We start from the raw sequence: 15,701 nt of genomic DNA on the forward strand, positions 1-15,701 counted from the left end.
TAGAGATTTCTCAATAAACGATTAAAGAAAAATCCGAGGCGTACGTAGTCATACATCCTCGGATTTGCAGAAAACAAACGCTTATCGATTAGCGGAATAAATCGCCCTGCTTGTCGGCAACGACAATGGCGCCTGACTTAATCTGCTGATAAATTTCATTCACTTTCGCTTGTACCTCATCGGAAAGGTTGGGGTTCTCCGGAGGAATACCGACCGCATCTTCTTTTGCAGTCAAAATAAGTGTTCTTCCACCTTGAAATTTACCATCGAGTTCGTCTTTGACCATATCATAAGATGCACGGTCTACATACTTCATTGCAGAAGTTAAAACGACCGATTTTTTATCGGGGAGTAATCCTTCGTTATACTGATTAACGTCGACACCGACAACCCATACGTCTTTTCCAACCTGACGGCGCGCTTTTGTTTCATTGATTACGCCGACGCCGACGCCGCCTGCTGCAGCGTGGATACAGGTAACACCGCGGTCAAACATGGAAGCAGCGATCTGCTGTCCCGCTGCAATATCGCTAAACGTTCCCTGATATACGAAATCCTCCGGATGCATTTCGATGTTCGTTCCAAGATTTTCATTGGCATATTTAATACCTTGCTGCCATCCCCAGTTGAACTTCTGAACAGCCGGAATTTCCATACCGCCGATAAATCCGAAGCGGCCTTCTTTTAATTGAAGCGCTGCGGCAAGGCCGGCAGTGAAGCCTGCTTCCTGTTCGGCAAAGAGAATACCGATGGTATTCGGCCCGTTTTGAGCATCATACGAATCGGCAGGATGAGCGTTGCCGTCGATAAGGACGAGTTTTGCATCAGGGTATTTTGTCTGTGCCTTGAAAATTGCAGTTTCAAATTTAAAGCCAGGGCAAACGATGAATTTATATCCTGAATCATAGAGATTGGAGATTTCTTTCACATAGTCCGCTTCGGTTGTCCCCACCGGCTTTAAGTATTTAATCTCAACGCCAAGTTCCTTTTCCGCACGGATAATGCCTTCCCATGTTCCCTGATTGAATGATTTATCATCAATCGTCCCCGCATCGGTAACCATACCGACTTTCATAGCTTTCTTTGTCGTTTCCTCGCTTTTTGTACATGAGCAAATGACAAATGCACTTAATACCAGTACAGCTGCTCCCAGTACCGCTTTTAAGCTTATTTTTCGCATATTTGCGCCTCCTCAAATAAGTTCAATAAGTATACCTCAATAAAAATACCGTGTCAAATCGTTAATATAATGGAGGTAAACGCATCAGGTAGAGTAGATAAAAACCGCAAAAAAATTGAGACTGTGAGACCATTTGAACCGCGAAGAGGTTCAACTCTGGTCGAATAGTATCAATTTTTTCTGCGGGGTTGTTAAAAGCAACCTGATGCGTTTACCCATTTAGCGGAAAAATATGCGAAATTTTATTCAAAATTTCGCACAAAAAGACAGCAGTCGCCTAGAATATGTATAATGCGAAAGCCCTGATACCTTGCTAGAGTTGGAATGAATCAACTTCCCGTACGACTTCTTGGATAGCTTGTGCATTTTTTTGAGTAACTTCGTGGACGGTTTGGATTGCCTTGTTGATGTTCAATACATCACCGGTCATTTCGCTCATTTTCTCTGTCAGCGCTGCGGTTAGGGTATTGAGCATCGCCATTTCCTCTGCAGTATGGCGGCCGTTATTTGCCATTTCTTCCGATTTAGTTTTTATATCATGTGTTATACCGTTGATATCCGTAATAGCTGCGGTAATTTTTTCACTGCCGGTTTCCTGCTGTTGCATTGCTTCCAAAATACCGGCTTCCTGCTCGGAAATTTTGCTCACCAATGTGTATACCTGTTCAAACGCCTTTTCAGTCGTGCTTTCGGTATTGGTTAATTTCTGGATAATCTGTAAAGATTCTTTAATGACCGCGGCAATCTTTTTTCCTTGCATACTTGATTCTTCCGCTAATTTCCGAATTTCATCGGCAACGACAGCGAAACCTTTACCCGATTCACCGGCATGTGCCGCTTCAATAGCTGCGTTCATCGCTAAGAGATTAGTTTGGCTCGCCACATTTTGAATAACTTCACCTGCTTCCAAAAGATCGCCTGACCTTTTGGCAATTTCCATTGCCGCTTCATTGGCATTTTTTGCCCCTGCCTTTCCTTGCATACTCAGTTGATACGCATCTTTGATAACGGTATTACTTTCTTCAAGTAATTCGGTAACGGCTCTCACGTTTGTTATCATCGTTTCTATCAATGAAGAAGACTGCATAAGTTTATTTGATTGGATAACAATGTAGCCGTCGAGCGTATTGAGTGTTTCCAAAATCGTTTTTACCGTACTGTCGGTCGTTGTTACACTCTCGGCCTGATTCATCAATTGCTGCTTGAGGCTATTGATATTTCCGGCAATGTGACCGGCGCCTTCTGACGTAGTCTGCATTGTTCCTTCAAGAATGGTTCCGTGCTCCGTCAAATTACGGAGAGCGTGATGAATCGCTTCTATGACCGATTGATTGGCCGTTTGCTTTGCGCGTAAAAGCGCCTCATCTTCTTGCAGCTGTTTGATGTTTTCCTGTTTTCCAAGATCCGTAATCAAGAATAACACCGCAGCGATAATAACGGCATTAATAATGATTTGCGGAAAGAGAAGCAGATCGAACATGAGCGCGGCGGCCTCTGCGAACGGTTTCTCTCCGAGGAGCGGTACAAATACCATGATGTGCAGTATTTCCCACACTCCACCGAAACCTGAAAAAAGCAAAATCGTTTTGTACGTTAAAGTTATGCGTTCGTATTTCTGCCGAAGGATCAAGACGATACCGGCACAGACAATACCTGAGAAAAAAGTTGCTGCAGAACAGCCGAGCGCTGTCCATCCTCCGACAGTGTATCGATACACGCTGCCGATCAGTCCGACAATGATTCCCGGCAGAGGTCCAAGCAGCGCCGTTGCAACAACGACAACGCCTGTTCTGATATTCGCGAGCGCATTTCCCACTTGGATACCGAGAACCGAAGCCAAAATATTTAAAATAGAAAAGACCAATGTTAATCCGATTGCAGCAATAAATTCCGCTTGTGTTTTTGTATGATATACCAAAGCGGCTTTTATCGGTCTTATTTTAAATAAAAAATAAAGGACCATAAAAAAGAGTGCTACATTTGATGTAAGCGAAAAAAAGGTAGTTGCATTCACTGTTTTTCTCCATAAAGATATAAAAATATTTTGAAATTGATAATCCCCCTCCCCCCGATGCAAAGCGCAGAGGTAGTATCCCCTCCGCACGAATAAATATTTCTAACAATAGGAACGATTATCAAAAATCGTGTTAAATACGTATCATATTATGTGATAACGCATCAAGTCTGCGATGATAAGGACAACCGCTGGGTATTGATTTTGTGTATACACCTGCCGGCGTTGTGATGGCGCAGTTTTTTGTGAACCTTCCATACACCGTTAAAAACTTTTCCGCATCTTTTGATATACTCGACCAGAATTATGTTTTTATCGGAAAAAATCTCGGCTTATCCAATGTACAGATATTTTTTCATATTGTGCTTCCAAACCTCAAATATCAGATAGGCTGCATCTGGATAATATGCTTTGCACGAGTGTTGGGAGAATTCGGCGCTTGTATGATGCTGGCCGGAATTACCGGTATGAAGACGAAAACGCTTACCACCGCTATTTTTCTCAATATGACTACCGGCGACTTTGAAGCAGCGGCGGACTGTTCCTTTCCCATTGAGCGATATCGCCAGTTTGCAAATCGGAACGAACGACTACGATACGGCAATTTTTATTGCAGTACTCAATGCGCTGCACACACCCCTACCGCTTTTGAAAACACATTTTCCGTAAGCCTTTTGAAATAGCCTGTCCAGAAGTGTACATCCGTGTACACTTCTGGACGCGAGTTTTTGCTGCGCAAAAACGTCGCTTCTGAGTAGAACCACGGACATCCTGTCCGTTCTGAAAAAAGCCCTTCCGTAAGCCTTTTGAAATAGACTGTTAAGCAGTTGTACATCCCTGTACAACTGCTTAACGACGAGTTCGCACTGCGAACTCGCTCCTGTCGAGAACCACCGCCCTCCATGGCGGTTCTGATACGTTGAGGATATTCAGAAGCGGCACGTAGTATATAGCTTTCCGTAAGCCTTTTGAAATAGACGATGCAGATACAAGGCGCTTAGCAAATTCCAACCGGAGGCGTATCTATGATACGTTGAGGATTGGAATTTGCGTAGCAACGCAGTAGATGCGTCGTATATTTCAAAAGGACTCGCTGATGGCGCCAAGAGCATCGATACTAGCCTCTATCTCTTCCGTGGTATTAAACGTAGAAAAGCTGAAGCGGACGATCCCTTGTGCTTCCGTTTTATAGCTCTGGTGCACAAGCGGAGCGCAGTGGGCACCCGGACGGGTTGCAATGCCGTACCGCTCATCAAGGAGGCGGCTCACTTCCGCAGACGGCACGGTTCCAATGTTCAGCCCGATAACAGGACCGGCATTTTGTACGTTCGGTGCATAGAGCGTGATAAACGGAAGGTCTGCGGCGAGCTTGAAAAAGTATGCGCGCAGCTTTGCTAAATACGCAGCGGCGTTCTCTTGTCCAAGCTGTTCGATATATGCACATCCTGCCGTCAGTCCCGCAAAGGAAGGCACATTCATGGTACCGGCTTCAAAGACATCAGGCATTGTCGCGGGGTGTGTTTTGTCAAAAGAATGAATGCCGCTGCCGCCGGAAAACACCGGCTTAAAAGCAAAGTCGCCGTTCACGACGATGCCGCCGGTACCCTGCGGACCATACAACCCTTTATGCCCGGTAAAGCAGACAATAGTTTGCTCATACTGTGAAATATCCATCGGCATGGTACCGGCGCTTTGGGATGCATCGATAATCAGTGTTAGATCATTCTTTTTACATAAGCCGTAAATTCGCTGCATATCGGGAACGGCGCCGATAACGTTGGAGCAAGCGGTAACAATAATCGCCTTGGTATTGCTCCGTATCTGCGTTTCCATTGCCGTATAGTCAAGCTCGCCTGTTTCAAGGTCAAAGCCGATAATCGAAAGCTCCGCCCCCTGACTTTCCAGCTGATAGAGCGGACGCAAGACCGAGTTATGCTCGAGTGCAGTGGTAATGAGGTGATCGCCTGCTCCGAACAAACTTTTGAGCACGAGGTTCAAGGCTGCCGTTGCATTTTGGCACAGTGCAACTTGCAGCGGATCTGTTATATGGAAGATGCGGGCAACGGCAACACGGGTTTTATACAAAGAAGCAAGCGCCGCATGGGCGGTTTTATGCGCAGCACGCCCCGGATTTGCAAACTGCTGAGAGGCAATCGCGTCATACACTGCATCCGCAACACTGTCCGGCTTATGGAGCGTCGTCGCGCTATTATCAAAATAAATCATACTACTTACCCTTCTGACTATTTCCCAGACATCTTCACTGCGGTTCTGTCTGCACCGTGGACGGTAAGGGTATACACATCCTGATACGCGGCTCCGCTTGTTTTTAATAAGTCAACCGCTTTTTCAGCATCTTCACGGTTGACCCGCAGCGCCATCCCGCAGCCTTCTGAGATTTCCGGAGGGAGCGGGATCAGACGGGCGCCGGATAGACCGGTCACTGCCATTTCCGCTGCGATTGCCTGATGAGTACTATCAAATGAAATAACGCAAAATACTTCGTTCTGCATGGCTTAGGGCTTTACGACCTTATTGGTACGCATAATTTCCGTAATACGGTACATATTGGTAGCCGAACCGACTTGCAGTTTCTCTTTTAAGCCGTAGAAATCCAAACACAGCCCGCACGCAAGCACTTCCGTCCCCTTTTCCTGCAAGGTTTTTAAATCATTGACGGTTTTTTCGTTCTCGGTTGCAAGGCGGACACCGGAGTTATACATCACCACCATTTTAGGAATACGATCCTGTTCCGTCAGTGCATACACAAAGTTCTCCAACAGCTTTGTGCCGAAACCTTCATCACCGGTGCCCATCTTGTCGGAATTGATCACCACAACATATTCGTCAGCGCCTTGTTCCAGTACGCTTGTGTCGTTCAAAATAGCACAAGCCTCGCAGCCTTGAAAGTCATAGAGTACGGTATATTCCGCATCGTTCAGCTTGGTAACGCTCGCCTTAATATTCAGCTGCCCTGCCATCTTAGTCAGGTTCTGGGTCGCAATTTCGTTATCCACCCGTATCAGGATGTTTTCTCCTGCGGTGTTTTCGCGCAATACTTTTTTCGTCATAATGACGGGAATGGGACACACTTTGCCCATCGCATTTACTTCAATCATCATTTTCCTCCATAAAAACCTATCTCACCACAATCGGATAATCCGCACGAGGTTTTATACATCACATTCTTCAGGTTTGCTGTTAGGAGCTTTTTGTAAAACAGCTAAAAACTTTTCTCGCGATCCGTTTTTTGCCCGTTGCTCAATATACTGTTCCGTTTGTAGTGCCGATAATTTTTCTCCTATTGCAGCGGCAATAAATTGATTTATTGAGATGTTATCGATTTTAGCAACTTCTTTTATCATTGTGTGATATGAATCCGGGATTCTAATACTCAATGTGCTCATTTTTGACCTCCATTTAATATATCCATAAATTCCCGCGGCGTTAGCGCAACGATTCCTAAATGTCCCGCTTCTTTAAAGCTATCTCACCACAATCGGATAATCCGCGCGAGGTTCGATGGCGCCGATTTGGAATAGATTGATTCCTGCCTCGGCAAAGGCCGGTTTGATTTTTTCCGCTTCGGCGGGGCTAACGGCAAAGAGCAAACCGCCTGAGGTTTGCGGGTCAAAGATAATTTCTTCGAGTGCAAAATCTTTTATGCCGAAGTGAATTTTCCCTTGAGCAAAGTTCCGGTTCCGCTGTCCGCCGGCGGTAAGCAAAAATTCACCGGCTGCCTGATACGCTGCCTCGATATAGGGAATACGGTTTGCGTCAAGGCGGGCGGTAAAATCCGTGCCGGTCATTTCCGAAAGATGTCCGCTCAAGCCGAAACCGGTTACATCAGTGCAGGCATGAACGGTAAAGTTCCGGAGAACCTCGGCTGCGTATTTATTGAGGTAGGTCATTGAGGCAGCCGCTTCGTCAAAGGCGGCGCGGGAGACTTCTCCTGCGCTGTACGCGGTGGTGATAATCCCGATCCCCAGTTTTTTGGTTAAAAATAACACATCTCCCGCCTGCGGGGTGTTGTTTCGCCAAATGCGCTCAGGGTGTATCGTTCCCATCACGGAAAGTCCGTATTTTATTTTGGAGTCGTGGATGGAGTGTCCACCAACGAGTGCCGCCCCTGCTTCTTTTACCTTTTCCGCGCCGCCGGTTAGAATACTTTGCAGCGCCGCGTATGCATTATCGCGGGTTGCTTCCTCAGGATAGCAGACAATGTTCATTGCACATACCGGCTCGCCGCCCATCGCGTACACATCGCTTAAAGCATTCGCTGCTGCAATCTGCCCGAAAAGGGTAGGATCGGTTACCATCGGCGGGAAAAAATCAAGGGTCTGGATGACTGCTATATCGGGTGTCAGCTGAATAACAGCCGCATCATCGGAGCTGTCGAAGCCGACCAATAAGCCTTCGTGTGAAGTCTTGGGGAGAGTTTTCAGTAAGGCGCTCAAAACACCAGCGCCGATTTTTGCATTGCATCCGCCGCAGACAAAAAGTTCATCGCCCTGCCCGCTCGCGGATTTATTATAATTTTCCACGGATTTATTATAATATATGGGGATGCTTTTTACAAGCAAATTTCCGACTACACCCAGGATAAACGCATCAGGCCGTTTTTTTAACACCCCCCACGGAAAAATTGAAACTATTCGACCAGAACTGCCAAGGATGGCAGTAGTTCCACGCAGCAGCGATGTTTTTGCACAGCAAAAACTCGCGTTCAAAAATTGACAAGGAGGTCAATTTTTGAACGTGTCACGGATGGCGGTGATATTACATTCTTTACTGCGTATTTTCGTGTACCCGTACCAAAATCATAGAAATAAACTACAGAATACAGTACAATCTCATCCATTATGAAACAGTTTAAACTGATAGCGGATTATCAGCCTTCGGGCGACCAAGGGGATGCGATACGGCAGCTTGCGGACGGCATACTTGCGGGTGACCGGTTCCAAACGCTCAAAGGTGTTACCGGTTCGGGCAAGACTTTTACGATGGCGAACATTATTCAAGCGGTGCAGAAACCGACGCTGATTATCAGCCACAACAAGACGCTTGCGGCGCAGCTCTACCGTGAGTTCAAAGGCTTTTTCCCAGAAAATGCCGTCGAATACTTTGTTTCATACTATGATTACTACCAGCCGGAGGCTTATGTCCCGGCGAGAGACCTCTATATCGAAAAAGACGCTGCGATTAACGATGAGATAGACCGGCTGCGGCTTTCGGCAACATTCAGCCTGATGGAGCGGCGGGATGTTATCGTTGTGTCAACAGTGTCGTGCATTTACGGCTTGGGCTTACCCGAATCGTGGCGCGATTTACGGATCACCATAGAAAAAGGGCAGACCGTTGATCCCGGTAAACTCAAAAAGCAGCTGATCAGTCTGCAATACGAGCGCAACGATGCGGTATTGGAGCGCGGCAGGTTCCGTGTGAAGGGCGATGTGATGGAAATATTCCCTGCGTATATGGAAGAAGCCTACCGCATCGAGTTTGACTGGGAAGAGATTGTGCGTATCCGCCGCTTTAGCCCGCTGACCGGCGAAGTGAGCCAAGAATACGAAGAGCTTTCGATTTATCCGGCAAAGCACTTTGTTATGCCGGAAAATGCTATCCCCAATGCCATCGAGCGGATTAAGCAGGAGCTTGATGCCCGTTTGGAAACGCTCAAGGCGCAGGGAAAGCTCTTTGAGGCTGAACGGCTGAAAACCCGTACCGAATACGATATCGAAATGCTCTCCGAGATGGGGCATTGCCCGGGCATAGAAAACTACTCTGCGCCGATTGCGAACCGCAAGCCGGGTGAGCCGCCTGCAACGCTTTTTCATTACTTTCCCAAGGACTTCCTCCTTTTTATGGATGAAAGTCACGTAACCTTTCCGCAGATCGGCGCGATGTACGAAGGCGACCGCAGCCGCAAGCAGAACCTTGTAGACTTCGGCTTCCGACTCCCCTGCGCGCTGGATAACCGCCCGCTCAAAATCAATGAGTTTGAAACAATGCTCAATCAGGCTGTCTTTGTTTCCGCAACGCCCGGCCTGAAAGAGCTACAATATTCTACCCGCGTTGTTGAGCAGCTTATCCGCCCGACCGGTCTGTTAGACCCGCTCATCGAAATTCATCCGAGCGAGGGGCAGATGGAGCATATCTACGGCGAGGTGAAAAAGCGTATCGCAAAGGATGAGCGGAGTCTTATCCTCACCCTCACCAAGAAGATGGCGGAAGACCTTACCGACTACCTCACCGGTTTGGGCTTAAAGGTAAAGTACATTCACAGCGAGGTGGAAACCATCGAGCGGGTAGAAATCCTCAAAGGCTTGAGGGCGGGTGAGTTCGATGTGCTCATCGGAATTAACCTCCTGCGGGAAGGTATCGACCTGCCGGAAGTGTCGTTTATCGGCATCCTCGATGCGGATAAAATCGGCTTTTTGCGGTCAACCACCAGCCTTGTGCAAATTGTCGGACGGGCGGCACGTAATGCCAACGGCAGCGTGGTGATGTATGCCGACCGTATCAGCGACGCGATGAAAGAAACAATAGAAGAAACAACCCGCCGCCGTTCAATCCAGCAAGCATACAACGACGAACATGGCATTACGCCCAAGACCATCAAAAAATCCATCGAGGATATTCTGGTACGCGAAACGGAAATCAAAAAAGAAGCCGCCCGCGCCGAAACCGAGCCGCTTGTCAACAGCTTCAATATTCTGAACCCCGCCGACCGCAAAAAGCTTATCAAAAAGCTCGAAGCGCAGATGGCTGAATATGCCGATATGTTGTTGTTTGAAGAGGCGGCGGTGGTGAGGGATAAAATCGAAGAGATTAAACGCCTCGGGAGCTTTTGAAAATATGCATACCGTCTACGGCGTTGCTACACAAAAATAAATGCTCGACGTACAACAAGTACGCCTCCGCTTTATTTTTGTTCGCGCCTTGTATCCGGTATCACTATTTTCAAAAGGCTTACGGCAGGCGCATCTAATTCGTTGCTGCGCACGCATTCCATACCCGCTGTACTAAAGTGCGCTTTTTTAGTATGGTAGTACGTCAACGGTTTTTATGACAACCGTATTTTTATTGATAGGCATTTCTGAAAATCAAAACGGTTCAGGGATGTTTTATACTCATAAAGGACACCTCATGAATACTTTTTATAACGCGGAAGAAACATCAAAAGAAAAAACAAGCGATAGCGCAAATGATCAGCTGATGCAGAAGTTCTTGAATACCCGTCAAATTATCTTGTCGGGTGAAGTGAATAAAGAGCTGGCGGAAAAGGTTATCCGTCAGCTTTTGATACTCGAATCCGATTCCGCTTCAAAACCAATTTATGTGTATATCGATTCTCCGGGCGGAGATGTTGATGCCGGTTTTGCGATTTTCGATATGATTCGGTTCATTAAGCCGCCGGTTTATACGATCGGAATGGGATTGGTAGCCAGTGCAGGTGCGCTTATTCTTTTAGCGGCGCCGAAAAACTATCGGCTTGGGTTGCCGAATAGTCACTACCTCATCCATCAGCCGTTATCCGGCATCAAAGGGGTCGCAACGGATATCGAAATCCATGCAAAAGAAATCGAAAAAATCCGCACAAAAATTAATGCGCTTATCGCCGAAGAAACCGGTAAGGACGTAGCTGAGGTTGCTAAAGATACCGATCGCGACTATTGGCTTTCGGCAGACGAAGCGGTGAATTACGGGCTCATCTTACAGGTCATTAAAACCCGCAGCGACCTTCCCAAAAAATAAAAACAGCACCGCCACGGACGGCGGTGGTTCCATATAGCAGCGACGTTTTTGCTGCGCAAAAACTCGTCGTTGACCAGCGTACAGGGACGTACACTGGTCAACAGCGCTGTTAATGACCACATCATTCAAAGATGTGCTTCCTTGTACATCTTTGAATTACGGGTTTTTCAGTGAAAAACTCGTTGCTATCCGAAACCACTGACGTCTTATTTAATCGCTTCAACATCTTCTCGAGTAAGACCGGTAGCTTGTATTATCTTTTGCATGGAATCTCCGTACTGTTTTAGTATCTTTGCTGTTTCGAGTTTTGCTTGGCGGGAACCTTCGGCGAAACCTTTGGCTTCACCTTCATCGAAAGCGTCCATAAGAGCTACCGGTAAAATATGGTATTCTCTCCGTGCTAATTCATTCTGTTTTACTGTCTGTATCATCTGCTCTATCCTCCCTGTATATTCAGTTGTTACCTTACCGGTTTTTACATATTGTAAAAAGCCCTGTAAATCTTTATTATCTGCTGTGCTAAATGCATTTGCATTCTCAATATAATCTTTTTTTGTATCTTTTGAAAATATGCGGGTATCTGCGTTGTCGCTTAACAAAAAACAGTCCTCGACGTACAGCAAGTACGCCTGCGGGTGTTTTTTGTACGCTCCTAGCATCTACTCCGCCTATTTACAAAAGGCTAACGGAAGGCTTTTTTCGAAAAGTCTGGTTCAGCAGCGGCATGGATGCCGCTGGTTCTAGCAGCAGCGATGTTTTGCCGAATGGCAAAACTCGTGTTTTCCGATAGACACGGACGTCTATCGGAAAACACATCTCAATATCATAAGATGTACCGGCTTCGTCTTTTACCAATACGTCAAGACGAACATTTTTTGCGCTCGAATTAGTGGTAACGGTATTTTGGGACGATAGATACGTGATTTTCTCTATCTTAGCGTTAAAGAGTATCTCAAGAAATTCTTTACAAATAGATTCATGTTCCATGACTTTGCAGAACATAAAATCGTCTGCGATTGTTAATTCTTCAAATGGTCTTTTAGCCATCTTTCGCCTCCGTTAGTAATATCTCTTATAAAGTACTGATGCAAAAATGGCTAAAGAAATGGAGAAAAAATCATCTTTTTTATTCGTGCGGTTTAATACCTGCCGTTTCTCGGCAATGATCTGCGTCGGGGGTGTTGATTGTCAAGCGTTCAGCCCATTACCTTAAAGCCGTCATCGGGCTTTAAGGTAATGGCTACGGTTTTGTCCTTTTCGACGGTAGTATCGGTTTTTATTTCTGTTTTGTTTGTCTTTGCTGTAAAGACCTCATCTACGCTAAAGGTTATCTTGTACTTGGGCGTTGTCGGCTTATTTCCGTTTGCATTCTGGCAAGCCGGTACACAAAACCGATGAAAATAATGGGGAACGGATAAGAACAAAGGTATCAAACCTTCCGCACAAATAATGTGCCTGTTCAGTTCCACACAAGCGGTCGTTTGTTATCGGACAGCCGCTTATCAAGATACTCCTTATTTAAGTGCAGCTCTTTTACCAATGTGCGCATTTGATCGGCGGAGAGTAGATTCTGTTCGGCAAAAAGGAAGATGAGCGCCCGTTCTGCGATGCAGGGAACACGGAGCGCATTGATCCGTTCAGGCGAAGGATTGGCGCAATCGAGATATTCAGTCTTAAACGTATTAAATAATATGGAATGCTCCATATTATCTTGAATTGCCGCAAGTTCCTGCATAAGCGGCTGCATATTTCCTCTGCTTGCTTCTATTCCAAGCGGCTTTAACGTAAAGAACGTGTACTGCTTACCGGGTAAAAAATGGTGCTGATCGCAGCGGGTACAGTAATTCGGTTCAAAAGGGTCTTCTTTTTTGCGGTCTCCCCCGATGATAATCAGCGGATCAAAATAGAGCGCGGGGCATTCAACGCCGTTTACAATGTAGTATCGATAGGTATTGTAGCCATTTTGCAGACAGTCTGGATGTTCGCAATAAGCGGAGAACGGATATATTTCCGTTGCCGTTTCTACCAGCAGCCGCGCTGTTGCATTGAAAATTTCGCCGCGGAAGTTTAGCAGCAAGGTCGGCATCACAAACACAAGGCCGCGGCGGTCGCTTTCTTTTTTAATCACGTATGCGAGCCGTTCGTCATAAAATGCTGCCTCATCGATAATCCACGTACCGATATGCGGATTTTCCTGCAACAGCTTTTCAAGCGCAAACGAATTACCGACCGTCGCAATATGTTCCCCGCACCGCTGGTAGCCGCCGCGGTAGGCAAGCGCATCCTCAGGATAGTCGGGAAAACGCTCTTTATCGAGGCTGTAGCGTGCAAAAAAGGTATATCGCCTATCCGCCGAGCCGATACCGCTTGCAGGATCAAACAAATCTTTTTGAGAATTTGCTCCACTGGTCAGCTTTTGCACGGCGCCGCTTTTAGTGCGGGCGACTTGCGCATCCCGCCATACGTGTCCCGCATATTCTGTTTTTCCCGACCCCATCGGCCCTACTACGAGAATACGGCGAGAGGCGGTGGTAAAGTCAAAATGAGCTTTCGGCTCATGCATCAATAAAGAAGGAAAGCCAAGGTTTTTAAACCATGCATTAATCTGTTCTTGTGCGGGTTCCAATTGCATTTATAAAGCTCCAAATCGCGAGAAGGGAAATACCCGCAGTATCGTTGTACCGAGTATTTTTTCCGCAGGGACATATTTCGGTTCAATATTACTTAAAAATCGAATGGATTGTGCATCGTTTTTATCTACGGAGGTCAGCTTAAAAACAGTCGTATGGCGCATATCTGTTGAATTAAACCGGTTGTCCCCCATCATAAAATACGCATTTTCAGGAATGTACTCATCCTGTCCGGCAGGGAAGACATTCATGTTGCGCTGATTAGTCCATGCAAGATAAAAGGCGTAGGTTTGCGCTTCTTGTAAAAGACTGTTCCGCACTTCGTCGTTGATGAATTGCTCCGCCGTAGCGTTTGCACGGAAAAGCTCAATATTGCGGATAACGATTTTACCGAAGCAGAGTTTGATAAGCGCATTCAACTGCGCAAACCGTTTTTCGTATAACGAAGCTTGCTGTGTATCGCCGCTTTGCCAATAAGGAACCCAACTTGTCATAAAGCTGCGGAACCATGCAAGCCCGCCGTTGGTGGTTAAAATTTCGCGGCTTATCGTATCGTTTGCACGAAAGAGTGCGCTCATCTCATATTCAGCTTCCTGTAAGAAATCTGCAGCTGCCGCCGTGTCGTTATTGCCTTTTAAAAGCGAAAGCCGGTTGACAAGCGATTCGGTTTGCTTTACTGCATCGTTTAAGTTGAGTGCTTTTCGCTGTGATTCAACTGCTTCCATTATACGCAGTTCTTCGGAGCCGATATATATATCTTTGATTAACCGGCGTTCTGATATGGGAAGACTTGCTAAATCCCAATTTGCATAGAGGCTATCTTCTTCTACCGGTAAAAATTCGGTATCGTTGCGGTGTTTAACGTACAAAACCCCGTCGACCAGCATCAGCTTTTCGCCGGGAAGTCCGGTAACCCGCTTTACCAGCGGATCCGCTTTCGGTTTGCCGTTGTCATCGGTATTAAGATTCACTCGTGCAAGGGTGAGCATATACACCAACTGCGACATAAATGTTTTAAGCCGTGCCTTGGGCGTGTCGGGATAATTCGGGTTGTTCAGAATAACAATGTCGCCGCGCTGGTACTTTTTCCATTGCGGAAGTCTAAAAGACGAAAGCGGAAAAAAAGGCCCCGAAGGAGTTTTAACACCGATAACCGTATCACCGATCATAAACTCCGGCACCATAGATTCCGATGGAATGCGGTATACCTGAAAAATAAAGATGTTGACTAATAGCACAAAAAAGATCGCGTAAAAAGCGGCATCCACCCATTCGAGCAGTTCAATTAAAACTTGTTTTATTATTTCTTTAATCGTTTTTTTATTACGCAGCTCGGTTAAAATTATTTTTATGCGCTCTCTCAATTTTTTCCCTTTGCGCGAAAAGATTTTTTTCTTTTGAATAGGTTTGATATCCGGAAAATATTTTTGTAAGTTCTTGTTTTTGAGATAATGGACAGTACGCGATTTTAAAATAAAAATACTAAACCACAGCAGCGCAAGAATGGCATCCATTGTATAAGGTGAATGCTCTACAAGTGCACGGGAGCATATAAAGCAAGCTATCATAACAAACGGCCAGTAGTCAAAGAGCTTTCTCGTAAAAACGAGTGAGATATAGGTTCTCTTCCGGTTTAACTTTAATTGCGCGTAAGTGAGCGCGGAAGAGAAAATAACACCGGCAACACTTCCTACAAAGGCTAAACCATGCATATTATTGACAATTAATAGGAGAGAAAAAACGAAAGACAGCCCCGAACAAACACGGAAAAATAGTGCCATGAATTACCTCGTAAATAGTTGTTTATTGTAGCTGTTATCATTTAGAATGTCAATTTTTCGGTGTATATCGTGTAACAATATTTTAATTTCAATATTATAAAGCAATTAAACGCTTGAACAGTCAATAGTAAAATGATAGTATCTGCTCTTAATTAGAGAAAGCTGATATACGGGGATTCAATAATATCGGCTTTTCTTTATAGGCCGTTTTAACGGCTACACATCCTACAAGTGAAGTACTCCATATAGTAGCGGATTCTTGTATCAACTATTCACTGCTAACATGGACGATCCTCCACGACATTCAATGTAATGCGGTAGTTTGATGTAATCTTGAT

The 15,701-nt window shown here is 45.8% G+C and carries 13 protein-coding genes and 1 pseudogene; 3 read left to right on the top strand and 11 right to left on the bottom strand.

The annotated features are described in order from the left end of the window. Positions 1-88: 88 nt before the first annotated feature. Together ABH09_RS09810 and ABH09_RS09815 are read right to left on the bottom strand one after the other, a co-directional pair. A complete protein-coding gene (locus ABH09_RS09810; RefSeq protein ID WP_253714247.1) occupies positions 89-1,180 on the bottom strand; it encodes a BMP family lipoprotein in 1,092 nt (363 codons plus the stop codon). Between the two features lie 313 nt (positions 1,181-1,493). Then, positions 1,494-3,194 (bottom strand): methyl-accepting chemotaxis protein, encoded by a 1,701-nt coding sequence (locus ABH09_RS09815; RefSeq protein WP_162664144.1) that lies wholly within the window; start codon positions 3,192-3,194, stop codon positions 1,494-1,496. A 206-nt stretch (positions 3,195-3,400) separates the two neighbouring features. Between ABH09_RS09815 and ABH09_RS09820 the strand changes: the two genes are divergently transcribed. After that, positions 3,401-3,877 (top strand): ABC transporter permease subunit, encoded by a 477-nt coding sequence (locus ABH09_RS09820; RefSeq protein ID WP_371922109.1) that lies wholly within the window; start codon positions 3,401-3,403, stop codon positions 3,875-3,877. 397 nt (positions 3,878-4,274) lie between these two features. On the opposite strand, the gene ABH09_RS09825 is transcribed toward ABH09_RS09820, so the two are convergent. The 5 genes from ABH09_RS09825 to selD form a co-directional block, all read right to left on the bottom strand. Then, positions 4,275-5,420: an aminotransferase class V-fold PLP-dependent enzyme gene (locus ABH09_RS09825; RefSeq protein ID WP_253714249.1), complete on the bottom strand. Its 1,146-nt coding sequence runs from the start codon at positions 5,418-5,420 to the stop codon at positions 4,275-4,277. Positions 5,421-5,437: 17 nt separating this feature from the next. Then, positions 5,438-5,707 (bottom strand): putative Se/S carrier protein, encoded by a 270-nt coding sequence (locus tag ABH09_RS09830; RefSeq protein ID WP_016670444.1) that lies wholly within the window; start codon positions 5,705-5,707, stop codon positions 5,438-5,440. 3 nt (positions 5,708-5,710) lie between these two features. Then, positions 5,711-6,313: a sulfurtransferase-like selenium metabolism protein YedF gene (gene yedF, locus ABH09_RS09835; protein ID WP_044013699.1), complete on the bottom strand. Its 603-nt coding sequence runs from the start codon at positions 6,311-6,313 to the stop codon at positions 5,711-5,713. A 54-nt stretch (positions 6,314-6,367) separates the two neighbouring features. Further along, positions 6,368-6,601 carry a toxin-antitoxin system HicB family antitoxin gene (locus tag ABH09_RS09840; protein ID WP_016670442.1) on the bottom strand — a complete coding sequence of 78 codons (234 nt, stop codon included), beginning with the start codon at positions 6,599-6,601 and terminating at the stop codon, positions 6,368-6,370. 78 nt (positions 6,602-6,679) lie between these two features. Then, positions 6,680-7,738, bottom strand: a complete 1,059-nt coding sequence (gene selD, locus ABH09_RS09845; protein WP_253714250.1) for a selenide, water dikinase SelD — start codon at positions 7,736-7,738, stop codon at positions 6,680-6,682. Positions 7,739-8,056: 318 nt separating this feature from the next. Between selD and uvrB the strand changes: the two genes are divergently transcribed. Next, positions 8,057-10,048: an excinuclease ABC subunit UvrB gene (uvrB, locus tag ABH09_RS09850; protein WP_253714251.1), complete on the top strand. Its 1,992-nt coding sequence runs from the start codon at positions 8,057-8,059 to the stop codon at positions 10,046-10,048. 295 nt (positions 10,049-10,343) lie between these two features. Next, positions 10,344-10,952 (top strand): ATP-dependent Clp protease proteolytic subunit, encoded by a 609-nt coding sequence (locus tag ABH09_RS09855; protein ID WP_162664148.1) that lies wholly within the window; start codon positions 10,344-10,346, stop codon positions 10,950-10,952. 206 nt (positions 10,953-11,158) lie between these two features. Here the strand turns inward: ABH09_RS09855 and ABH09_RS13040 are convergent. The 4 genes and pseudogenes from ABH09_RS13040 to lepB all read right to left on the bottom strand — a co-directional run. Beyond that, positions 11,159-11,959, bottom strand: a pseudogene (locus tag ABH09_RS13040) (hypothetical protein); the annotation flags it as partial. A gap of 189 nt (positions 11,960-12,148) precedes the next feature. Next, positions 12,149-12,385, bottom strand: a complete 237-nt coding sequence (locus ABH09_RS09870; protein ID WP_162664150.1) for a hypothetical protein — start codon at positions 12,383-12,385, stop codon at positions 12,149-12,151. Positions 12,386-12,411: 26 nt separating this feature from the next. Continuing rightward, positions 12,412-13,584 carry a thymidine kinase gene (locus tag ABH09_RS09875; RefSeq protein WP_253714252.1) on the bottom strand — a complete coding sequence of 391 codons (1,173 nt, stop codon included), beginning with the start codon at positions 13,582-13,584 and terminating at the stop codon, positions 12,412-12,414. Continuing rightward, positions 13,585-15,363 carry a signal peptidase I gene (lepB, locus tag ABH09_RS09880; RefSeq protein ID WP_253714253.1) on the bottom strand — a complete coding sequence of 593 codons (1,779 nt, stop codon included), beginning with the start codon at positions 15,361-15,363 and terminating at the stop codon, positions 13,585-13,587. It lies immediately after the preceding gene. Between the last annotated feature and the right edge of the window lie 338 nt (positions 15,364-15,701).

Source organism: Treponema sp. OMZ 803 (genome assembly GCF_024181165.1).
In the GTDB taxonomy this organism is placed as follows: Bacteria; Spirochaetota; Spirochaetia; order Treponematales; family Treponemataceae; genus Treponema.